General features: G+C 67.6%; 16 protein-coding genes. 8 read left to right on the forward strand and 8 right to left on the reverse strand.

What is annotated here, in order from left to right; genetic code table 11:
• Positions 1-7: 7 nt before the first annotated feature.
• From KKR91_RS01630 to KKR91_RS01645, 4 genes are read left to right on the forward strand one after another with little or no spacing between them, the layout of a single operon-like run.
• Entirely contained in the window at positions 8-1,141 is a 1,134-nt protein-coding gene (locus KKR91_RS01630) for an ABC transporter substrate-binding protein (protein ID WP_210231425.1), read from the forward strand.
• Positions 1,122-2,285, forward strand: a complete 1,164-nt coding sequence (locus tag KKR91_RS01635) for a FecCD family ABC transporter permease (protein WP_237687445.1) — start codon at positions 1,122-1,124, stop codon at positions 2,283-2,285. The genes KKR91_RS01630 and KKR91_RS01635 overlap by 20 nt, the downstream gene beginning before the upstream one ends.
• Positions 2,282-3,187, forward strand: a complete 906-nt coding sequence (locus KKR91_RS01640; protein WP_210231424.1) for an ABC transporter ATP-binding protein — start codon at positions 2,282-2,284, stop codon at positions 3,185-3,187. Before KKR91_RS01635 ends, KKR91_RS01640 begins: the two co-directional genes overlap by 4 nt.
• Positions 3,184-4,563 (forward strand): type 1 glutamine amidotransferase family protein, encoded by a 1,380-nt coding sequence (locus KKR91_RS01645; RefSeq protein ID WP_210231423.1) that lies wholly within the window; start codon positions 3,184-3,186, stop codon positions 4,561-4,563. Before KKR91_RS01640 ends, KKR91_RS01645 begins: the two co-directional genes overlap by 4 nt.
• A gap of 22 nt (positions 4,564-4,585) precedes the next feature.
• Here KKR91_RS01645 and KKR91_RS01650 read toward each other — a convergent pair whose 3' ends face one another.
• Both KKR91_RS01650 and KKR91_RS01655 read right to left on the reverse strand, forming a co-directional pair.
• The gene (locus KKR91_RS01650) at positions 4,586-4,879 is read right to left on the reverse strand and encodes a hypothetical protein (protein ID WP_210231422.1); all 294 of its coding nucleotides are present in this window, start codon (positions 4,877-4,879) and stop codon (positions 4,586-4,588) included.
• Between the two features lie 83 nt (positions 4,880-4,962).
• Complete coding sequence (locus tag KKR91_RS01655; protein WP_210231421.1) at positions 4,963-5,559, reverse strand: LysE/ArgO family amino acid transporter; 597 nt, start codon at positions 5,557-5,559, stop codon at positions 4,963-4,965.
• Between the two features lie 70 nt (positions 5,560-5,629).
• On the opposite strand from KKR91_RS01655, the gene KKR91_RS01660 reads away from it, so the two are divergent.
• Positions 5,630-6,499, forward strand: a complete 870-nt coding sequence (locus tag KKR91_RS01660) for a LysR family transcriptional regulator ArgP (RefSeq protein ID WP_210231420.1) — start codon at positions 5,630-5,632, stop codon at positions 6,497-6,499.
• On the opposite strand, the gene KKR91_RS01665 is transcribed toward KKR91_RS01660, so the two are convergent.
• The gene (locus KKR91_RS01665) at positions 6,496-7,389 is read right to left on the reverse strand and encodes a Cof-type HAD-IIB family hydrolase (RefSeq protein ID WP_210231419.1); all 894 of its coding nucleotides are present in this window, start codon (positions 7,387-7,389) and stop codon (positions 6,496-6,498) included. The two genes, KKR91_RS01660 and KKR91_RS01665, sit on opposite strands and share 4 nt — an antisense overlap.
• Positions 7,390-7,576: 187 nt before the next feature.
• Here KKR91_RS01665 and KKR91_RS01670 point away from each other — a divergent pair, with 187 nt between their 5' ends.
• Together KKR91_RS01670 and KKR91_RS01675 are read left to right on the forward strand one after the other, a co-directional pair.
• On the forward strand, positions 7,577-7,876 hold the full coding sequence (locus tag KKR91_RS01670) for a type II toxin-antitoxin system VapB family antitoxin (protein WP_210231418.1): 300 nt from the start codon (positions 7,577-7,579) through the stop codon (positions 7,874-7,876).
• Positions 7,869-8,561: a LytR C-terminal domain-containing protein gene (locus KKR91_RS01675; protein WP_210231417.1), complete on the forward strand. Its 693-nt coding sequence runs from the start codon at positions 7,869-7,871 to the stop codon at positions 8,559-8,561. Before KKR91_RS01670 ends, KKR91_RS01675 begins: the two co-directional genes overlap by 8 nt.
• A 56-nt stretch (positions 8,562-8,617) precedes the next feature.
• Here KKR91_RS01675 and KKR91_RS01680 read toward each other — a convergent pair whose 3' ends face one another.
• Entirely contained in the window at positions 8,618-9,358 is a 741-nt protein-coding gene (locus KKR91_RS01680) for an alpha/beta fold hydrolase (RefSeq protein ID WP_210231416.1), read from the reverse strand.
• Positions 9,359-9,448: 90 nt separating this feature from the next.
• Between KKR91_RS01680 and KKR91_RS01685 the strand changes: the two genes are divergently transcribed.
• Positions 9,449-10,147 carry a helix-turn-helix transcriptional regulator gene (locus KKR91_RS01685; RefSeq protein WP_210231415.1) on the forward strand — a complete coding sequence of 233 codons (699 nt, stop codon included), beginning with the start codon at positions 9,449-9,451 and terminating at the stop codon, positions 10,145-10,147.
• Between the two features lie 106 nt (positions 10,148-10,253).
• On the opposite strand, the gene KKR91_RS01690 is transcribed toward KKR91_RS01685, so the two are convergent.
• The 4 genes from KKR91_RS01690 to aceA all read right to left on the reverse strand — a co-directional run bounded on the left by KKR91_RS01690 (position 10,254) and on the right by aceA (position 15,696).
• Positions 10,254-10,991: a DsbA family oxidoreductase gene (locus tag KKR91_RS01690; protein ID WP_210231414.1), complete on the reverse strand. Its 738-nt coding sequence runs from the start codon at positions 10,989-10,991 to the stop codon at positions 10,254-10,256.
• Between the two features lie 12 nt (positions 10,992-11,003).
• Positions 11,004-12,479 carry an amino acid permease gene (locus KKR91_RS01695; protein WP_210231413.1) on the reverse strand — a complete coding sequence of 492 codons (1,476 nt, stop codon included), beginning with the start codon at positions 12,477-12,479 and terminating at the stop codon, positions 11,004-11,006.
• Between the two features lie 173 nt (positions 12,480-12,652).
• Positions 12,653-14,284, reverse strand: coding sequence for a malate synthase A (aceB, locus tag KKR91_RS01700; protein WP_210231412.1), 1,632 nt, complete (start codon positions 14,282-14,284; stop codon positions 12,653-12,655).
• 113 nt (positions 14,285-14,397) lie between these two features.
• Positions 14,398-15,696 (reverse strand): isocitrate lyase, encoded by a 1,299-nt coding sequence (gene aceA, locus KKR91_RS01705; protein WP_210231411.1) that lies wholly within the window; start codon positions 15,694-15,696, stop codon positions 14,398-14,400.

Consider the following 15,696-nt stretch of genomic DNA (forward strand, 5'->3'; position numbering starts at 1 on the left):
AACGTCGTTGTCCGCACCCCACCCCCCACGTGGAACCACCCGTCGCAGCCTTCTCGGAGGTGCCGGACTCGGCTTCCTGGCCCTCGCCCTCGGCGCCTGCTCGTCCCGCGAAACCGTTGCTGCCGCAGGCACCGCAACCGGGTCCTCCGGATTCACCGTCACCGACATGCGCGGTGTGCAGGTCACCTTTGACGCCCCGGTGCAGCGCATCGCCACCACCGTCATCCCCTCGCCCTCCATGCTGGCGGCCGTTGACGGCGGCTACGGCAAGATCGTGGGCATCAACGAATCCACCAAGCAGGCCAACCAGCAGGGCCTGTTCGGCGAGATGTACCCGGAGTCGAAGACGACCACCACCATCTCCCCCTCCAGCTTCACCCCGAACATTGAAACCATCACCACCCTGGAACCCGACGTCGTGTTCCAATGGGCGGACCAGGGCGACGGCCTGGTGGAGCCGCTGGAAACCGCTGGCTTCAAGACCGTCTGCCTGCTCTACGGCACGCAGGAATATCTGGAAACCTGGATGCAGCTGTTCTCCACGATCCTGGGCAAGCCCGAGCGCGGCACGGAGATCGTTCAGTGGATGCACACCGAGATCGACCGGCTGAAGAAGGAACTCTCCGGTGTCACCACTCCGGTCCGGGTGGTCCACCTGGGCCAGTCCGGCGACGGCTACTCGGCGTCGAACAAGACCTCCTACATGCATTACTGGATGGAACTGGCCGGCGGACAGAACATGGCCGCCGACAATATCTCGCCCGAGAACGTGGTCAGCGCCGAACAGCTCATCGAATGGGACCCCGAGGTCATCACGCTGGGCGGTTTCGACGCCCGTATGCCGGCCGAGGTGTATGCCGACAAGTCGCTGGCCTCGCTTTCCGCGGTCCGGAACCGGCGCGTGTACAAGGCGCCGCTGGGCGGCTACCGCTGGGAAGTCCCGTGCGCCGAGTCCCCGCTGATGTGGCAGTGGGCGGCCGAGCTGTTCCACCCGGACCGCACCGGGCACAACCTGCGCGCCGCCATGAAGGAGAAGATCGCCTACCTCTACGGCTACGACGTCTCCGAAGCCCAGATCGATGCAGCCCTGCGGCTGGAACTGAACAGCGCAAGCGCCGGCTATGACGTCTTCAGTGCCTAAGGCCGACGGCACGAAGACGACGGCGCCCGCCGGCACGACGCAGCTTCCCGCAGCAACGACGGCGGCGCCGGCCCACTCTGCGCCGTCCAAACCCGCCCCGCGCAGCCACCGTCTGCCGCTGCTGCTGTGCGTGCTGATCCTGCTCGCCGTGGCCCTGGTGTCCATGGCCGCCGGACGGTACTGGGTGCCGCCGAACGAAATCCTGCGCATCCTCGCCAATGAAGCCACGGCGCTCTTTGGCGCCGGTGGCGGCGAGGGACTCCTGCGCCGGACCTGGACCGACCAGGAAGCCACAGTGGTCCTGGATGTCCGCCTGCCGCGCGTGCTGCTGGCCTTCCTGGTGGGCGGCGCGCTGTCCCTGGGCGGTGCCTGCCTGCAGGCCCTGTTCCGCAACCCGCTGGTCAGTCCGGACATCATCGGCGTCACCGCCGGCGCTTCCTTCGGCGGCGTACTGGTGCTGACCCTTGGCCTCTCCGGCGGCTGGATGGTGGGCGGCGCGTTCGGCTTTGGCCTGGCCGCGCTCGCCGTCGTCCTCGCGCTGGGACGGATGGGCGGTGCCGGCGGACCGATGCTGATGATCGTGCTCGGCGGAATCGTGGTGGCGGCGTTCTTCAACGCCCTGGTTTCCTTCATCACCTACACAGCCGACCCGTACTCCGAACTGCCTTCGATTGTGCACTGGCTGCTGGGCTCCATTGCCGCCGCCAGCTACACCAAGGTACTCACCGCCCTGGTTCCGGTGGCGATCGGCGGAGCCGTGGTGCTGGCGATGCGCTGGCGCCTGAATGTCCTCTCGCTGGGCGACGACGACGCCGCCGCGCTGGGCGTGAACCCGCACCGCTCCCGCGTGGTGCTGCTCTGCGCCGTGGCCCTGATGACCGCCGGCACCGTTGCCGTGGCCGGTGCCGTGGGCTGGGTGGGACTCGTGGTTCCGCACCTGGCCCGGCTCTGGGTCGGCCCGGACCACCGCGTGCTGCTCCCGGCATCCCTGTTGCTGGGTGGCACCTATCTGATGCTGATCGACACCCTCAGCCGTTCCATCAGCAGCAGCGAGCTGCCGCTGGGCATCCTCACCGCCGTCATCGGCGCCCCGGTCTTCGTGGCCCTGCTGGCCCGATCCCAGAAGAAAGGCGCAGTGTCATGACCGCAGTCTCTGCCCTGCCCACCGCACCCGCCGCCGTCGTACCTGCCGCGACGGTTCCAGCCTCGGCCGCCGGAACCGAACCCCTGATGTCCGTTAGCGGCCTCGGGTTCCGCTACTCCCGGCTGCGGCCCTGGCTGTTCCGGAACCTGGAATTCAGCCTCGAACGCGGGGAGATCCTGTCCATCCTTGGGCCCAACGCCCGCGGCAAGACCACCCTGCTCAAGTGCCTCTCCGGCCTGCTCAAACCCCGCGAGGGGCAGATCGACTGCGGCCCCGCCGTCGGCTACGTGCCGCAGGACCACGGCGCCGGCGGAGCGTCCTTCACCGTGGCCGAGATGGTGCTCATGGGCCGCAGCCGGCACCTGCACGCCTTCCAGACCCCGCGCCGGGAAGACCACGAGGCCGCCGATGCCGCCATGGAACGGATCGGCGTGGCCGACTGGGCGCAGCGGAACTACTCCGAGCTCTCCGGCGGACAGCGCCAGCTGGTGCTGATTGCCCGTGCCGTGGCGTCCGGATCCGAACTGCTGATCCTGGACGAGCCAGCGTCCGCCCTGGACCTGCATAACCAGTCCCGGGTGCTGACCGTCCTGTCCGGCCTGGCCGCCGACGGGATGGGCGTCATCATGACCACCCACCATCCCGACCACGCGCTGCACGTTTCCCGCAACGCCCTGCTGTTTGTCGGCAGCGACGACACCCGCTGGGGCCCCACCGAGGAACTGCTGACCGGTTCCGCGCTGTCGGCCGTCTACGGACTGCCGATCTGCACCCCCACCGTCGGCACCGTCTCCGGCGACCGCGTGATCGCGGTGCCGGACTTTGGCCCCTCCTGCCGGGCGGACTGCCCCGTGCCGCCCCGTTCCGTACACTCCATCCCGCTCCGAAAGGACCTCCCATGATTTTCCGGCTGATCGGCGATACGCCGATGCGCGGCCAGCGTGACCCCTCCTGGCGCGGGGCGGTTCAGGATGTTGACGCGTACGAGCTCGACGACGACGCCGCGCGCGAGCGCATCCTGGCTGCCGAGGGCCTGATCATTGGCGGCGGTGCCGACCATCTGCTGCTGGCCCGGCATCGGCCCGCGCTGACCGGATTTGTCCGCGCCGGCGGGCGCGTGCTGGTGAACGGCCAGGTCGTGAAGCCGTTCATTGACGGTCTGGCACCCTGGCGCAAGCTGGAATTCCGCGGCCCGCAGGACGTGCGGCCGCACCCCGTTGAGGCCCACCCTGTCTGGGAAGGCGTCGACTATGCGGACCTGCACTACCGCACCGGTGTGCCCGGCACACACAGCTACGAGCGGCTGGAGGAGATCGGCGTCGCCGGCTTCTATGGCCGCGGCTACCATCTGGACCTGCCCGAGGGTGCCCGCACCATCACCGGCATCGGCCAGTACCGGCTGCCGCTGGATTACAGCTACCGGCTCGGCGACGGGGAAGTCCTGGTCCACGGCGGCAACGACCTGGAGAGCTTCGCCGACGACCGGTACAGCATCGCCGGCATCGGCCCCAATCTGGTGGCCTGGCTTGAAGGCGGAACGGGTTCCGCCGGGGCGGCCATCGCCGCCACGAGTGCCGCACCCGCAGCTGGCCCTGCCCGTGTTTCCGCGGCCCCCTCAGCTGCTCCTTCAGAGGTCGGTTCCCGGGGCTCCGCTCCGCGGATCGGGCTGCTGCACTGCGGTTCGTTCCCCGCCCTGCGGGCACTGGCCGATCCGGCGCTGGCGCCGTACCGGCTGGAGTCCGTCTACCTGCCCCACGCCGATCCGGCCGACCTCGCCGGTCTGGACGCGGTGATTGTGGGGGACCGGCTGCACCAGGGGCAGCTGGCCCGCTTTGCCCCGGCGATCCGGGAGGCCCTGCAGGATCCGGACAAGACCGTGATCGTGCTGGGTGAAAACAAGGTGGAGAACTGGCTGCCCGGCGTCGGCTACACCTTCCGGCCCACCGTGTTCTGGACGTGGCGCACCGGCGAGGACAACGGCACCCGGCTGCGTCTGCCGGGGGATCCGCTGTGGGAGTACTTCACCGAGCGCGCGGTGTCCTGGCACCACCACGGGCTGCTGCATCCACGCCCGGGGGCCCGGGAGCTGGTGGTCATGGAAGAGGGCGGCGTCGAGTCCGGCGCCCTGCTCTACATTGACGAGGTGAACCAGCCGGCCCGCCTGCTGGTGACCACCATGGATCCGGTCTACCACCACGGTTCGGGCTTCATGCCCGGAGCCTCGCAGCTGCTGTACTCGCTGCTGCGCTGGGTCACCGCCACGCACATACCGGCCTAGCCGTGGTGGAACCAGCCGGTCGCTACGCTTTGACCTGGTCTTTGCCGAAGTAATAGGCGAGGAAGAAGGTCATGGCGAGGGCTCCGGCCGCCACCGTCGCCCGGTCCCGGGGGCCAGGTGTTTTCCGGCCCAGCAGGGCGGCGCCGCCGGCCGCGTTCACGGCGCTCCAGACGGCGTTGGCCAGGGGGCTGGAGAGCCCGACGCCGGGAGGGGTGGCAAACGGCGTCGGAAACTCCCTGCCCTGGACGGCGCTGACGCCGTGGGGGACCGCATTGGCCAGGAGTATTCCGGCGAAGAACTTGGGAACGAGAGCCATGAGGTTTCTGTCCTGTCGGTAGGGGCGGCGAACTGGGACCCGGCGGTCAGGCACCAGTGTAGGGCGGGCCGTCAACCCTCCGTTCAGCCCAGGACCAGTTTCACCGCCAGGGCCAGCATCACGACGCCGATCAGCACGTCCAGCACCTGCCAGGTGCGCGGCCTGCTGAGCGCTCCGGACAGGGCCCGGGCACCGTAGCCGAGGCCCGAGAACCAGAGAATGCTGCCCAGGACTGCCCCGGAGGCGAAGATCCACCGCGCGTCCGTGCCGTACTGGTTGGCCACGCTTCCCAGCAGCACCACGGTGTCCAGATAGACATGCGGGTTCAGGAACGTCAGCGCCAGCGTGGTGGCGATGACCGAGCCTTTGGACCGCGGCGCCTGGCCGGTGAGGACCGAGGGCTTCAGCGCGGAGAGGAAGGACCTGATGCCGAACCAGGCCAGATACGCTGCACCGGCCCACCGCAGGAAAACGAGGACCTGCGGGAAGCTGGATACGAGCGCGCCAATGCCCGCAGTGCCCGCAAGGATCAGGATCGCGTCGCTCACCGCGCATAGCAGCACCACCGCGGCGATGTGCTCGCGGCGGATGCCCTGCCGCAGGACAAACGCGTTCTGCGCCCCGATAGCCACGATCAGTCCCAGTCCGGTCAGCAGGCCGGTACCCCAAATGCTCCACATGGATTCGACGCTAGTTCCCTCCGCCGATGCAGACAAACGAAAGATTGTACGGATGCATTAGATTTCCTTCATGAACTTTGAACATCTGCGCGCGCTCGCTGCCGTGGTCGACGAGGGCACCTTCGAGGCAGCAGCGGACCGGCTGCATCTCAGCCCGTCCGCGGTCAGCCAGCGGATCAAGGCCCTGGAGAAGTCGGTGGGACAGGTGGTGGTGCGCCGCACCGTGCCGTGTACGCCCACCCACGCCGGGTCGGCCCTGCTGCGCCTGGCCCGGCAGGTGCAGCTGCTGGAAGCCGAGGCCCGTCACGCCCTGGGTTCGGAGACATCGGCGGTGACCTCCACCCCCGTGGCAGTGAATGCCGATTCCCTGGCCACATGGTTCCTGCCCGTGCTCGAGGAGGCCGCGGGCTGGCCGGACACCACGCTGGACCTGCATGTGGAGGACCAGGATCACAGCAGCCGGCTGCTGCGGCAGGGCGACGTGCTGGGTGCGGTGACTGCGGATCCGGCGCCGGTGAACGGCTGCCGGGCCGTACGGCTCGGGGCGATGCGCTACGTTCCGGCCGCAGCGCCCGCCCTGCGGGACCGGTTCGTCGGGGCGTCCGGCCCGGATTGGAGTGCCATGCCCGTGCTGGCGTTCAACACCAAGGACGATCTGCAGCGGCGGTTCCTGGCCTCCCGCGGCGGTGCCGGCCAGCCGCCGATGCACACGATCCCGTCTTCTGAAGCCTTTGTGGCTGCCGTGCGGGCCGGGCTGGGCTGGGGCATGGTGCCGGAGCTGCAGGTCGGTTCCGATTTCGACGACGGCCGGCTGGTGCTGCTCGACCCCGCCGCGCATCACGACGTCGTGCTGTATTGGCAGTCCTGGACCCTCCAGTCCGGGCGCCTTGACCGGCTCGCGGCGGCGGTGCGCCGGGCAGGCCGGCTGCTGCGCAGCTAGCTCACGCCGTCGTCGTCCGCTGCCTGCCCGGCCGCCATGGCCGCCCAGCGGGCAAAAAACGCTCCGCCGGCATCCTCGTGGATGCGGTCTCCGGCGGTCAGCACCGGGTACGGCGTGGCCGGAACCCCGTCTGCAGGCCGCACATCAACGTGGGCGACGTTGTATCCCAGCGCATGCAGCTCGTTGGCCATCGCATAGTCGGTCCGGGAGTCCCCGACGGTGCGCCACGTGCGCGGAATCTCCGTGCCGGCCCCGCGCAGCAGGGCCAGTGCGCGGCGGGCACCGAGGTCCTTGCCGACGCCGAGTGCCTCAATGTCGGTGGAGATGATGGTGGGATCGATCCGGTAGTCGATCGAATCGTCGCTGTCCGGTGCGTGGTGGTCCAGCCGGCAGACCCCCAGATCGAACTTCCGCATCAGGGCCAGCGCATCGGCGTCGAACTGCGCCTGTTCCTCCAGATAATCGGCGTTGGCGACCTCCACATGCTGCTCCACCGACACCATGGCGCGCTTGGTCTCGTCGTAGAACATGTGGGCACTGTACTTCTGCGCGACCAGGGCCCGGACGGCGTCGGCATAGTCAGCGGGCAGGGCCAGCTCCGCGTCCACTTGCGGCTCGCCGGGACCGGCTCCGGTGAAGGAGAACCAGACGGCGCCCTTCTCGCAGACGGCATGCAGGGTGGTATCCGCGGAGAGTCCGGCGGCGATCATCGGGCGCATCACCTGTTCGCGGATGAACTCATCGGACCGGCCGGTATTGAAGACGACGGGCCAGCCGGCCGCAGCCAGGGACACGAGGTCCGCAATGATTTCCGGAGGAACGGAACGGGAGACGGGGCTGGCCACCGGGCCGTCGACGTCGAGCAGCAGGCCAAAGCGGGGAGAAGTCACGGTGCCAGTATTTCACCGCCGCGATGCTGCCGGAAAACCGGGCCTGTTGCCGGACGGCGGTGTATTGCCGCTGGTGGGAGGGCAGTTTCGAGTCTGAGTCGGTTTTGTGGCCGTAATGTAACCGGATGCGGACGCCCCGCCGGGGCGCGCTGTTTCAAAGGGTGCAGAACTTCTTTAGTCTGTATGAGTGATCTTCAAAGCTGTTGGCGACGGACGCCCCTACCCCGACCATGGATACGTAACTCCCAAGGATTGGGCAGCGGTACCTCCCCGGCAGGTCCGGCTCGATGAGCTGGTTACCACCAAGGCCACCCTGGATCTGGGGGCCTTGCTGGCTGAGGACTCGACGTTTTTTGGCGATCTATTTCCGCACGTCGTTTTGTGGAGGGACACCATGTATCTGGAAGACGGACTTCACCGGGCCGTGAGGACGGCGCTGCACCAGCGCACCATCCTGCATGCACGCGTCCTGGTGATCGATGACTGAGAAGCCCCCCGGTGCCCCGCACCGGAACAGGGCTGCCAAGTATGACCCCACCGAATGGCATGGCCACCGGATCGTCACCGAAGGGGACCTCGGCGCGGTTTTCGACGCCGAAGCGGACGAGGCTGTCCGGGTGCGCGTGGCCCGGCGGCGCCGCCGGTTGCACCGGATCGTGATCGGTGTGCTGGTGGCCCTGCTGCTGGCCGCCGCTCTGTTTGCCGTGGCCGTCCTCCGCGGCTGGATTGTCCTCTCCGAGCCGGAGCTGAGCCCGGAGGTCTCCGCCGAGTGCCCCGCCGGCCCGTTCAGCTATCAGCCGCCGGAGAGCATCACGGTCAACGTCTACAACACCACCCCCACCCCCGGACTGGCCACGCAGGTGGCGGACGCGCTGGCGGCCCGCGGCTTTGCTGTGGGAACCGTGGGCAACAACGTGATCAACCGCGAGGACATGACCGCCGTCGTCGTCTCCGGGCCGAGCGGCGAGGCCTCCGCCTTCACGCTGCAGCAGCAGATTCCGGGTACGCAGTACCTCCAGGATGACCGGGCCGATACCTCCGTGGATGTGGTGCTCGGTTCCGCGTATACGGAACTGGTGCCCGCGGAGAACGTTTCAGCCGCCGCCACTGGTCCGATGAGCTGCCCCTGGAAGACCGAATCTCCTGCCGCGTCGCCCGCTCCGGCGGGCTAAGGCTGCGGCGGTACCATGCCTGGGGCTTGAGGCTCCGGGCGCGGTGTTCGAGCGGTTCAGTCGGTCCGCGAAGCCGCTGACGTTATGGCGTTGGCGAGGTCGCGGGGACGGCTCCACATCGGCCAATGCCCGGTCGGAAGGTCAACCACGTCGAGATGCTCAAGGTTCGCGGTTTCGGCAAACATGGCATGACCTGCGCCGGCCAGCTCCATCACCTGGGCGCCCGGGATGGAGCAGCACACCAGGGTGGTCGGAACCTGGCGGCGGGCGTCGTTCGTGAGCTCGAGGGGCTGGCGAAGCACGGGTCCGGGTTCGGGGACGGCCCTGGACTGAAAACGCTCGAGGACCTCCGCGCTCAGGCCGTCGAGGCTCGCCTGCTGCCCGAGGACGTCGAAGGACGGCAGCGGAAGCTCCTCCAACCCCTCCGGTAGGTCCGGGGCGAAGATGCTTCCCGCCGCCACCGGGCCGGAGTCCACCCACACCACCCGTTGAACAAGCTCAGGGTGCCGGTCAAGGACAAGGCTGACGGGGAAGTTCGCCCCGCTGTGAGCGACGATAACCGCGGGCTGCTCCTTGGAGACCCCGAGTCCGGCGAAGACGTCCAGCACCGCTGCGGCTTGATCGTCGAGGGTCTTCACCACGCGGTCAGGATCGTCCTTATCAAGACCAGGCAGCGTCATCGCGGTTGCACGGGACTGGCTGGTGTTCAGGTGTGCCAGGACTTCATCCCACGCCCAGGCGCCCAGCCAGTGGCCGGGGATGAGGATGATGTTCGGGCTGCTCGTAATAGTTGTCATCTACCCAGCTTCGTAGCCGCCGCGGGCAGGTGTATGTCACTATTTGTGTCATGAATTTGAAGCGGGCAGAACGGTGAAACGGGCGGGCCGGTGAAGCGGACAGAACGGCTCCATGCGCTGTCCGAGATGCTGCGCCGGAACGGATCACGGGGTTGTTCCGCCGAGCGGCTGGCCAGGGAGTTCGGCGTATCCGTGCGCACCGTCAAGAGAGACCTCGCGGCGCTCGAGAACAGTGGCGCGCCGGTGTGGTCGCGCCCGGGCCCAGGCGGTGGCTACGGATTGGCCGCAGGTGCGTCCCTGCCGCCCGTCAGCCTGTCCCCGGCGCAGGCGGTGGCGCTCATGGCGGCCGTGTCAGCTGCCCCCGATGCCCCCTACGCCGATCTGGCAGCAGCCGGGGTCCAGAAGATCCTGGACGTCCTTGATCCCAGGACCCGGGCCAAGGCCAACGAGCTGGCCGGCCGCGTCTGGGTCAACGCGGCTCCCTCTTCGCCGCGCATCATCCGGTCGGCGTTGGAGGAGGCATTGGCTGAGCAGCGGGTGATCCGCCTTCGCTACACCGCGAAGGACGGGAGAACGACCACCCGCGACGTCGAACCCGTGCTGTTCGCCTCCACTAACGGCCAGTGGTACCTGGTGGGGTGGTGCCGCCTGCGCAACGCGATGCGATGGTTCACCGTGTCGCGCATCGAGCAGGCCAGCGTCACCAAGACGGCTTGCACCGGCCATACCGTCGACGAGGTCGGAGAACCTCCAGCGAACGCCCGACCGGTGCACGCCCGCGGGGAGTGAAGCGGGTCTCTCCGGCAAATCAGGCCATGTCAGTTCAGATCAGCCAGGCCAGTCCAGATCAGTCAGGCCAGGCCAGATCAGCCCAGGCCAGTCCAGTTCGGTACGGCTAGCAGCCGTCCGGGCCGCAGGCCGGACCGTCCGTGCTGCCGTCCGTCCCGGCGTCCGTCCCGGTGCCCGGTGTGGACAACATCTGCAGCGGGCGTGACTCAGCCCATGCGGTTTCCAGGGCCTGCGTGAACAGCTCCGGCGGCTGCGCCCCGGAAATGCCGTACTTGCGGTCGATGACGAAGAACGGCACGCCGTTCACGCCCAGCGACCGGGCTTCGGCGATGTCCTGGTTCACGGCGTCGGTGTAGTCGTCCGTGGCCAGCACGGCCCGCACCCGCTCCGGATCCAGGCCCACGCCGGCGCCGATCTCCGCGAGGACATCGGTGCTGCCGATGTTGCGGCCCTGTTCAAAGTGCGCCGACAGCAGCGCCTCCTTCACGGCGTCGGCCGCTGCCGGACCCGCCTCGGCCTTGGCCAGATGAATCAGCCGGTGCCCCGGGAAGCTGTTGGCGACCACCAGCGACTCGAAGTCGTAGGCCAGGCCCACGCCCGCTGCCTGCTCGGTGACCTGCTTGAGCATCCCGGCCAGCTGGGCCGGGTCGATGCCCTTGCGTTCGCTCAGGTACTGCACCTCGGTGCCGTCAAAGACCTCCGGCAGGGAGGGGTCCAACTGGTAGCTGCGCCAGGAGACCTCCACGTCGTCGCGGTGCTCAAAACCGGCCAGCGCGGCTTCGAAGCGGCGCTTTCCGATGTAGCACCAGGGGCAGGCAATGTCAGACCAGATTTCAACCTTCATGCCCGGTGCAACCTAGAAGCGCCCGGCGGCATTCCCGGAGGGCTGTGCGCTGTCCGCGGCGGCCGCCGGTTCGGTGCCGGTGCCCGGCCAGGCCACGCCGGTTTCATCATCCAGTTCGGCCCGGAGCCGGCCGTCGCCGCGCACCCACAGCCGGTACGCCACGAAGAGCAGGGCGATCCAGATACCGCCCACCACCAGGGCCACCCGGGTGTCCGGCATGACGCCCAGCAGCACCACGATGAACACCATGAAGGCCAGCGCCGCATAGGACGCCATCGGCCAGAACGGCACGCCGAACTCCGAGGCCGGCAGGCCACGGCGCTTGATTTCCCGCTTCATCGCGATGTGCGAGAGCAGGATCATCACCCACACCCATACCGTTGCGAAGGTGGCGATAGAGGCGATGATCTTGAACAGGTCCTCCGGCAGCAGGGCATTAAGGACGACGCCGGCCAGCAGCACGCCGCCCATGGTGGCCACCGTCATCCACGGCACGCCGTGCCGGGAGACCTTGGCGAACGACGCCGGTGCCTGGCCCTGCTGGGCCAGTCCGTAAAGCATGCGCCCGGCACCGAAGATGTCGGCATTGATGGCGGACAGGGCTGCGGTAATCACCACCGCGTTGAGGATGTGGGCCGCGGCGGGGATGCCGAGGGAATCGAAGATCTGCACAAACGGGCTGGTGGCGCCGTCGATATCCTGCCAGGGGAAGATCATCATCAGCACGCTCAGGGTGCAGATGTAGAAGAGCAGAATGCGCACCGGCACGGTGTTGACCGCTGCCGGAATGGCCTTCTTGGGGTTGTCCGCCTCGCCGGCGGTGATGCCCACGGTTTCAATGCCGCCGAAGGCAAACATCACGATGGAGAAGGAGGCCAGCAGGCCCCAGAAGCCGTTGGCGAAGAATCCGCCCGATCCCAGCATGGTGTCCAGACCCGGATTGGCGGTGTCCGGCAGGCCGAAGCCGAAGATGACGATGGCCGCGCCGCCGACGATCATTGCGATGATGGCGGTGACCTTGAGAATGGAGAGCCAGAACTCGGTCTCGCCAAAGACCTTCACCCTCATCAGGTTCAGGGCACAGATCAGTGCGACGGCGGCGAGGATCCAGGTCCAGCGCGGCACCTCGGGGAACCAGAAACCCATGTAGATACCCAGGGCGGTCACATCGGCGATGGCGACGATCGCCATTTCAAAGGCGAAGGTCCAGCCGGTGATGAAGCCGGCGAACGGGCCCAGATAGCGGCTGGCGTACTGGCCGAACGACCCGGAGACCGGATGCCGCACGGCCATTTCGCCCAGGGCGCGCATGACCAGGAAGACGGCGGCACCACCGATCATGTACGCCAGCAGCACCGACGGGCCGGCGGACTGGATCGCCGAGGCGGAACCGTAAAAGAGGCCGGTGCCAATAGCGGAACCGAGCGCCATGAACCGGATATGCCGGATATTCAGTCCGCGGGCCAAGGCCTGGGTAAAGGAGGACATCTGAGTAAACACACCTTGGAATTGGAGAGGCAAGCTAAACAAGCGGCCTATCCATGTTACGCCGGTGCGGGGGAGGGCCTGCGCGGGCAGCCGCGCTGCAGACGGCAGCAGGCCCGGCACCGTAACGGTGCCGGACCTGCCGTTTGTTGCAGCTGCGGTTTATCCCCCTGAACCTAGGCTGCGGCCAGTTCCTGCGACTCGTGCAGGAACCGGGCGTAGGCCGGGACCGTCAGGAAGGTCGGGAAGTGCTCGCCGCAGGCCACTTCCTCGAAGAGCTCGCGGGCGTCGTCGAACCGGTCGCCCTCGAAGCGGTCCAGGGCACTGAATTCCTCATCCACCAGGTGCTCCACCCACTGGTGAGTGATGATCTCGCCCTCGTCGGTGACGGCGGAGGCGTGGATCCACTGCCAGATCTGCGACCGCGAGATCTCGGCGGTGGCGGCGTCCTCCATCAGGTTGTTGATGGCAGCCGCGCCGTTGCCGCGCAGCCAGGATTCGATGTAGCGGATGCCCACCTCGATGTTGCTGCGGATGCCGGCCTCGGTGATGATGCCGGGGGTGGCAGCGATGTCCAGCAGGGCCTTGTCATTGGGGACAACATCCTCGCGGGTGCGTTCGAGCTGGTTCGGGCGGTCCCCGAGGACGCCGTCGAACACCTCCATGGCCACCGGCACCAGGTCCGGGTGCGCCACCCAGGAGCCGTCAAAGCCGTCGTTCGCCTCGCGGGTCTTGTCGGCACGCACCTTCTCCATGGCGACGTCGTTCACTGCGGCGTCCTTGCGGTTGGGAATGAAGGCAGCCATCCCGCCGATGGCGTGCGCGCCGCGGCGGTGGCAGGCGCGGACCAGCTGTTCGGTGTAGGCCCGCATGAACGGCGCAGTCATGGTCACCAGATTGCGGTCCGGCAGCACAAACCGGGGGCCGCGGGTGCGGAAGTTCTTGATCACCGAGAAGATGTAGTCCCAGCGGCCGGCGTTCAGGCCCGCGGCGTGGTCGCGCAGCTCGTAGAGGATTTCCTCCATCTCGAACGCGGCGGTGATGGTTTCGATCAGCACGGTGGCGCGGATGGTGCCCTGCGGAATGCCGAGCAGATCCTGGGCCAGGATAAAGATGTCATTCCACAGCCGGGCTTCGAGGTGGTTCTCGATCTTCGGCAGGTAGAAGTACGGGCCGCGGCCCTGCGAAATCAGGCGCTGGGCGTTGTGGAAGAAGTATAGGCCGAAGTCCACGATGCCGCCGGCGATCGGGGTGTTGTCCACCAGCATGTGCTTTTCCGGCAGGTGCCAGCCGCGGGGGCGCACCACGATGGTCGGCAGGTCGGTGAGGGTGGATCCCTGCACCTTGTAGTCCTTGCCCTCGGGCGAGGTGAAGTCGATCTTGTGGTCCAGGGCGTCGCGCAGGTTCAGCTGGCCGTTGATGACGTTGGCCCACGACGGCGTGGAGGAGTCCTCCATGTCCGCCAGCCAGACCTTGGCGCCGGAGTTCAGTGCGTTGATGGTCATCTTGCGGTCCACGGGACCGGTGATTTCCACCCGGCGGTCTTCCAGGCCCGGGGCCGTGGGAGCGACCTTCCAGGAGGTGTCCTCACGGATGTGTGCCGTCTCGGTGAGGAAGGAGGGGTCTGCCCCGTTGGAGATCTGCGTCCGGCGGGTCTGGCGCTGCTGCAGCAGTTCCTGCCGGCGGGTGGCCGTGGCCTTGTGCAGCGCCTTGACGAAGTCCAATGCCTGCGGGGTGAGGATTTCCTCCTGGCGCCGCACGGTCGGTGCGGTCAGGGAAATGCCGTTCAGGGTGATCGGGTCATTCATGGCGTTCTCCTTGGGGGTGTATCAAGACTGGGGTGATGCTGCCGGGTTCGGTGGTGCTGCGGCGGCCGTTACCTTTCCGGTAACGGCCGCCGACCCGCGCGGTACCGAGGGGTTTAGTGGAACTGGGCGGACTCCGTGGAGCCGGCCAGGGCCAGGGTGCTGCCGTTCGGGTTCAGTGCGGTGGCGATGGCATCGAAGTAGCCGGTGCCGACCTCGCGCTGGTGCTTCGTGGCGGTGTAGCCGCGGGATTCGGAAGCGAATTCCTTCTCCTGCAGTTCCACATAGGCGCTCATGCCGTTGCGGGCGTAGCCGTGGGCCAGGTCGAACATCGAGTAGTTCAGGGCGTGGAAGCCAGCCAGGGTGATGAACTGGAACTTGAAGCCCATGGCGCCGAGTTCACGCTGGAACTTGGCGATGGTGTCATCGTCCAGGTGCTTCTTCCAGTTGAAGGACGGCGAGCAGTTGTAGGCCAGCATCTGGTCCGGGAACTCGGAGCGGACTGCTTCGGAGAACTTGCGGGCCAGCTCCAGGTCCGGGGTGCCGGTCTCCATCCAGATGAGGTCGGAGTACGGTGCGTAGGCCTTGGCCCGGGCGATGCAGGGTTCGATGCCGTTGCGGACCTTGTAGAAGCCTTCCGCGGTGCGCTCGCCGGTGATGAATTCCTGGTCCCGCTCATCGACGTCGGACGTGATGAGCGTGGCGGCCTCGGCATCGGTGCGGGCGATCACCACGGTGGGCGTGCCGGCGACGTCGGCCGCGAGGCGGGCGGCGTTCAGGGTGCGGATGTGCTGGGACGTGGGGATGAGCACCTTGCCGCCGAGGTGGCCGCACTTCTTCTCCGAGGCGAGCTGGTCCTCCCAGTGAACGCCGGAAGCGCCGGCCTGGATCATGGACTTCATCAGTTCGTAGGCGTTCAGCGGGCCGCCGAAGCCGGCCTCGGCGTCGGCCACAATCGGAACCATGTAGTCATCGACGCTCTGGATGCCTTCGGCGAATTCGATCTGGTCGGCACGCAGCAGGGCGTTGTTGATGCGGCGGACCACGGTGGGAACCGAGTTGGCCGGGTACAGCGACTGGTCCGGGTAGGTGTGGCCGGAGTTGTTCGCGTCGGCAGCGACCTGCCAGCCGGAGAGGTAGATGGCCTTCAGGCCGGCCTTGACCTGCTGCACCGCCTGGTTTCCGGTGAGTGCGCCGAGGGCGTTGGTGTAGCCCTCGTCGCCGGCGGTGCTCAGCTGGTCCCAGAGCTTTTCGGCGCCGCGGCGGGCCAGGGTGTGCTCTTCCTGGACACGTCCGCGCAGCTTCACGACGTCGTCGGCGGTGTAGTCACGCTCGATGCCGTTCCAGCGGGGATCGGTGGCCCACTCGGAGGTGAGCTGCTCGGCGGTGGGGGCCGTGTTCTGTTCCTGCGTCAT

Source organism: Arthrobacter jiangjiafuii (assembly GCF_018622995.1).
In the GTDB taxonomy this organism is placed as follows: domain Bacteria; phylum Actinomycetota; class Actinomycetes; order Actinomycetales; family Micrococcaceae; genus Arthrobacter_B; species Arthrobacter_B jiangjiafuii.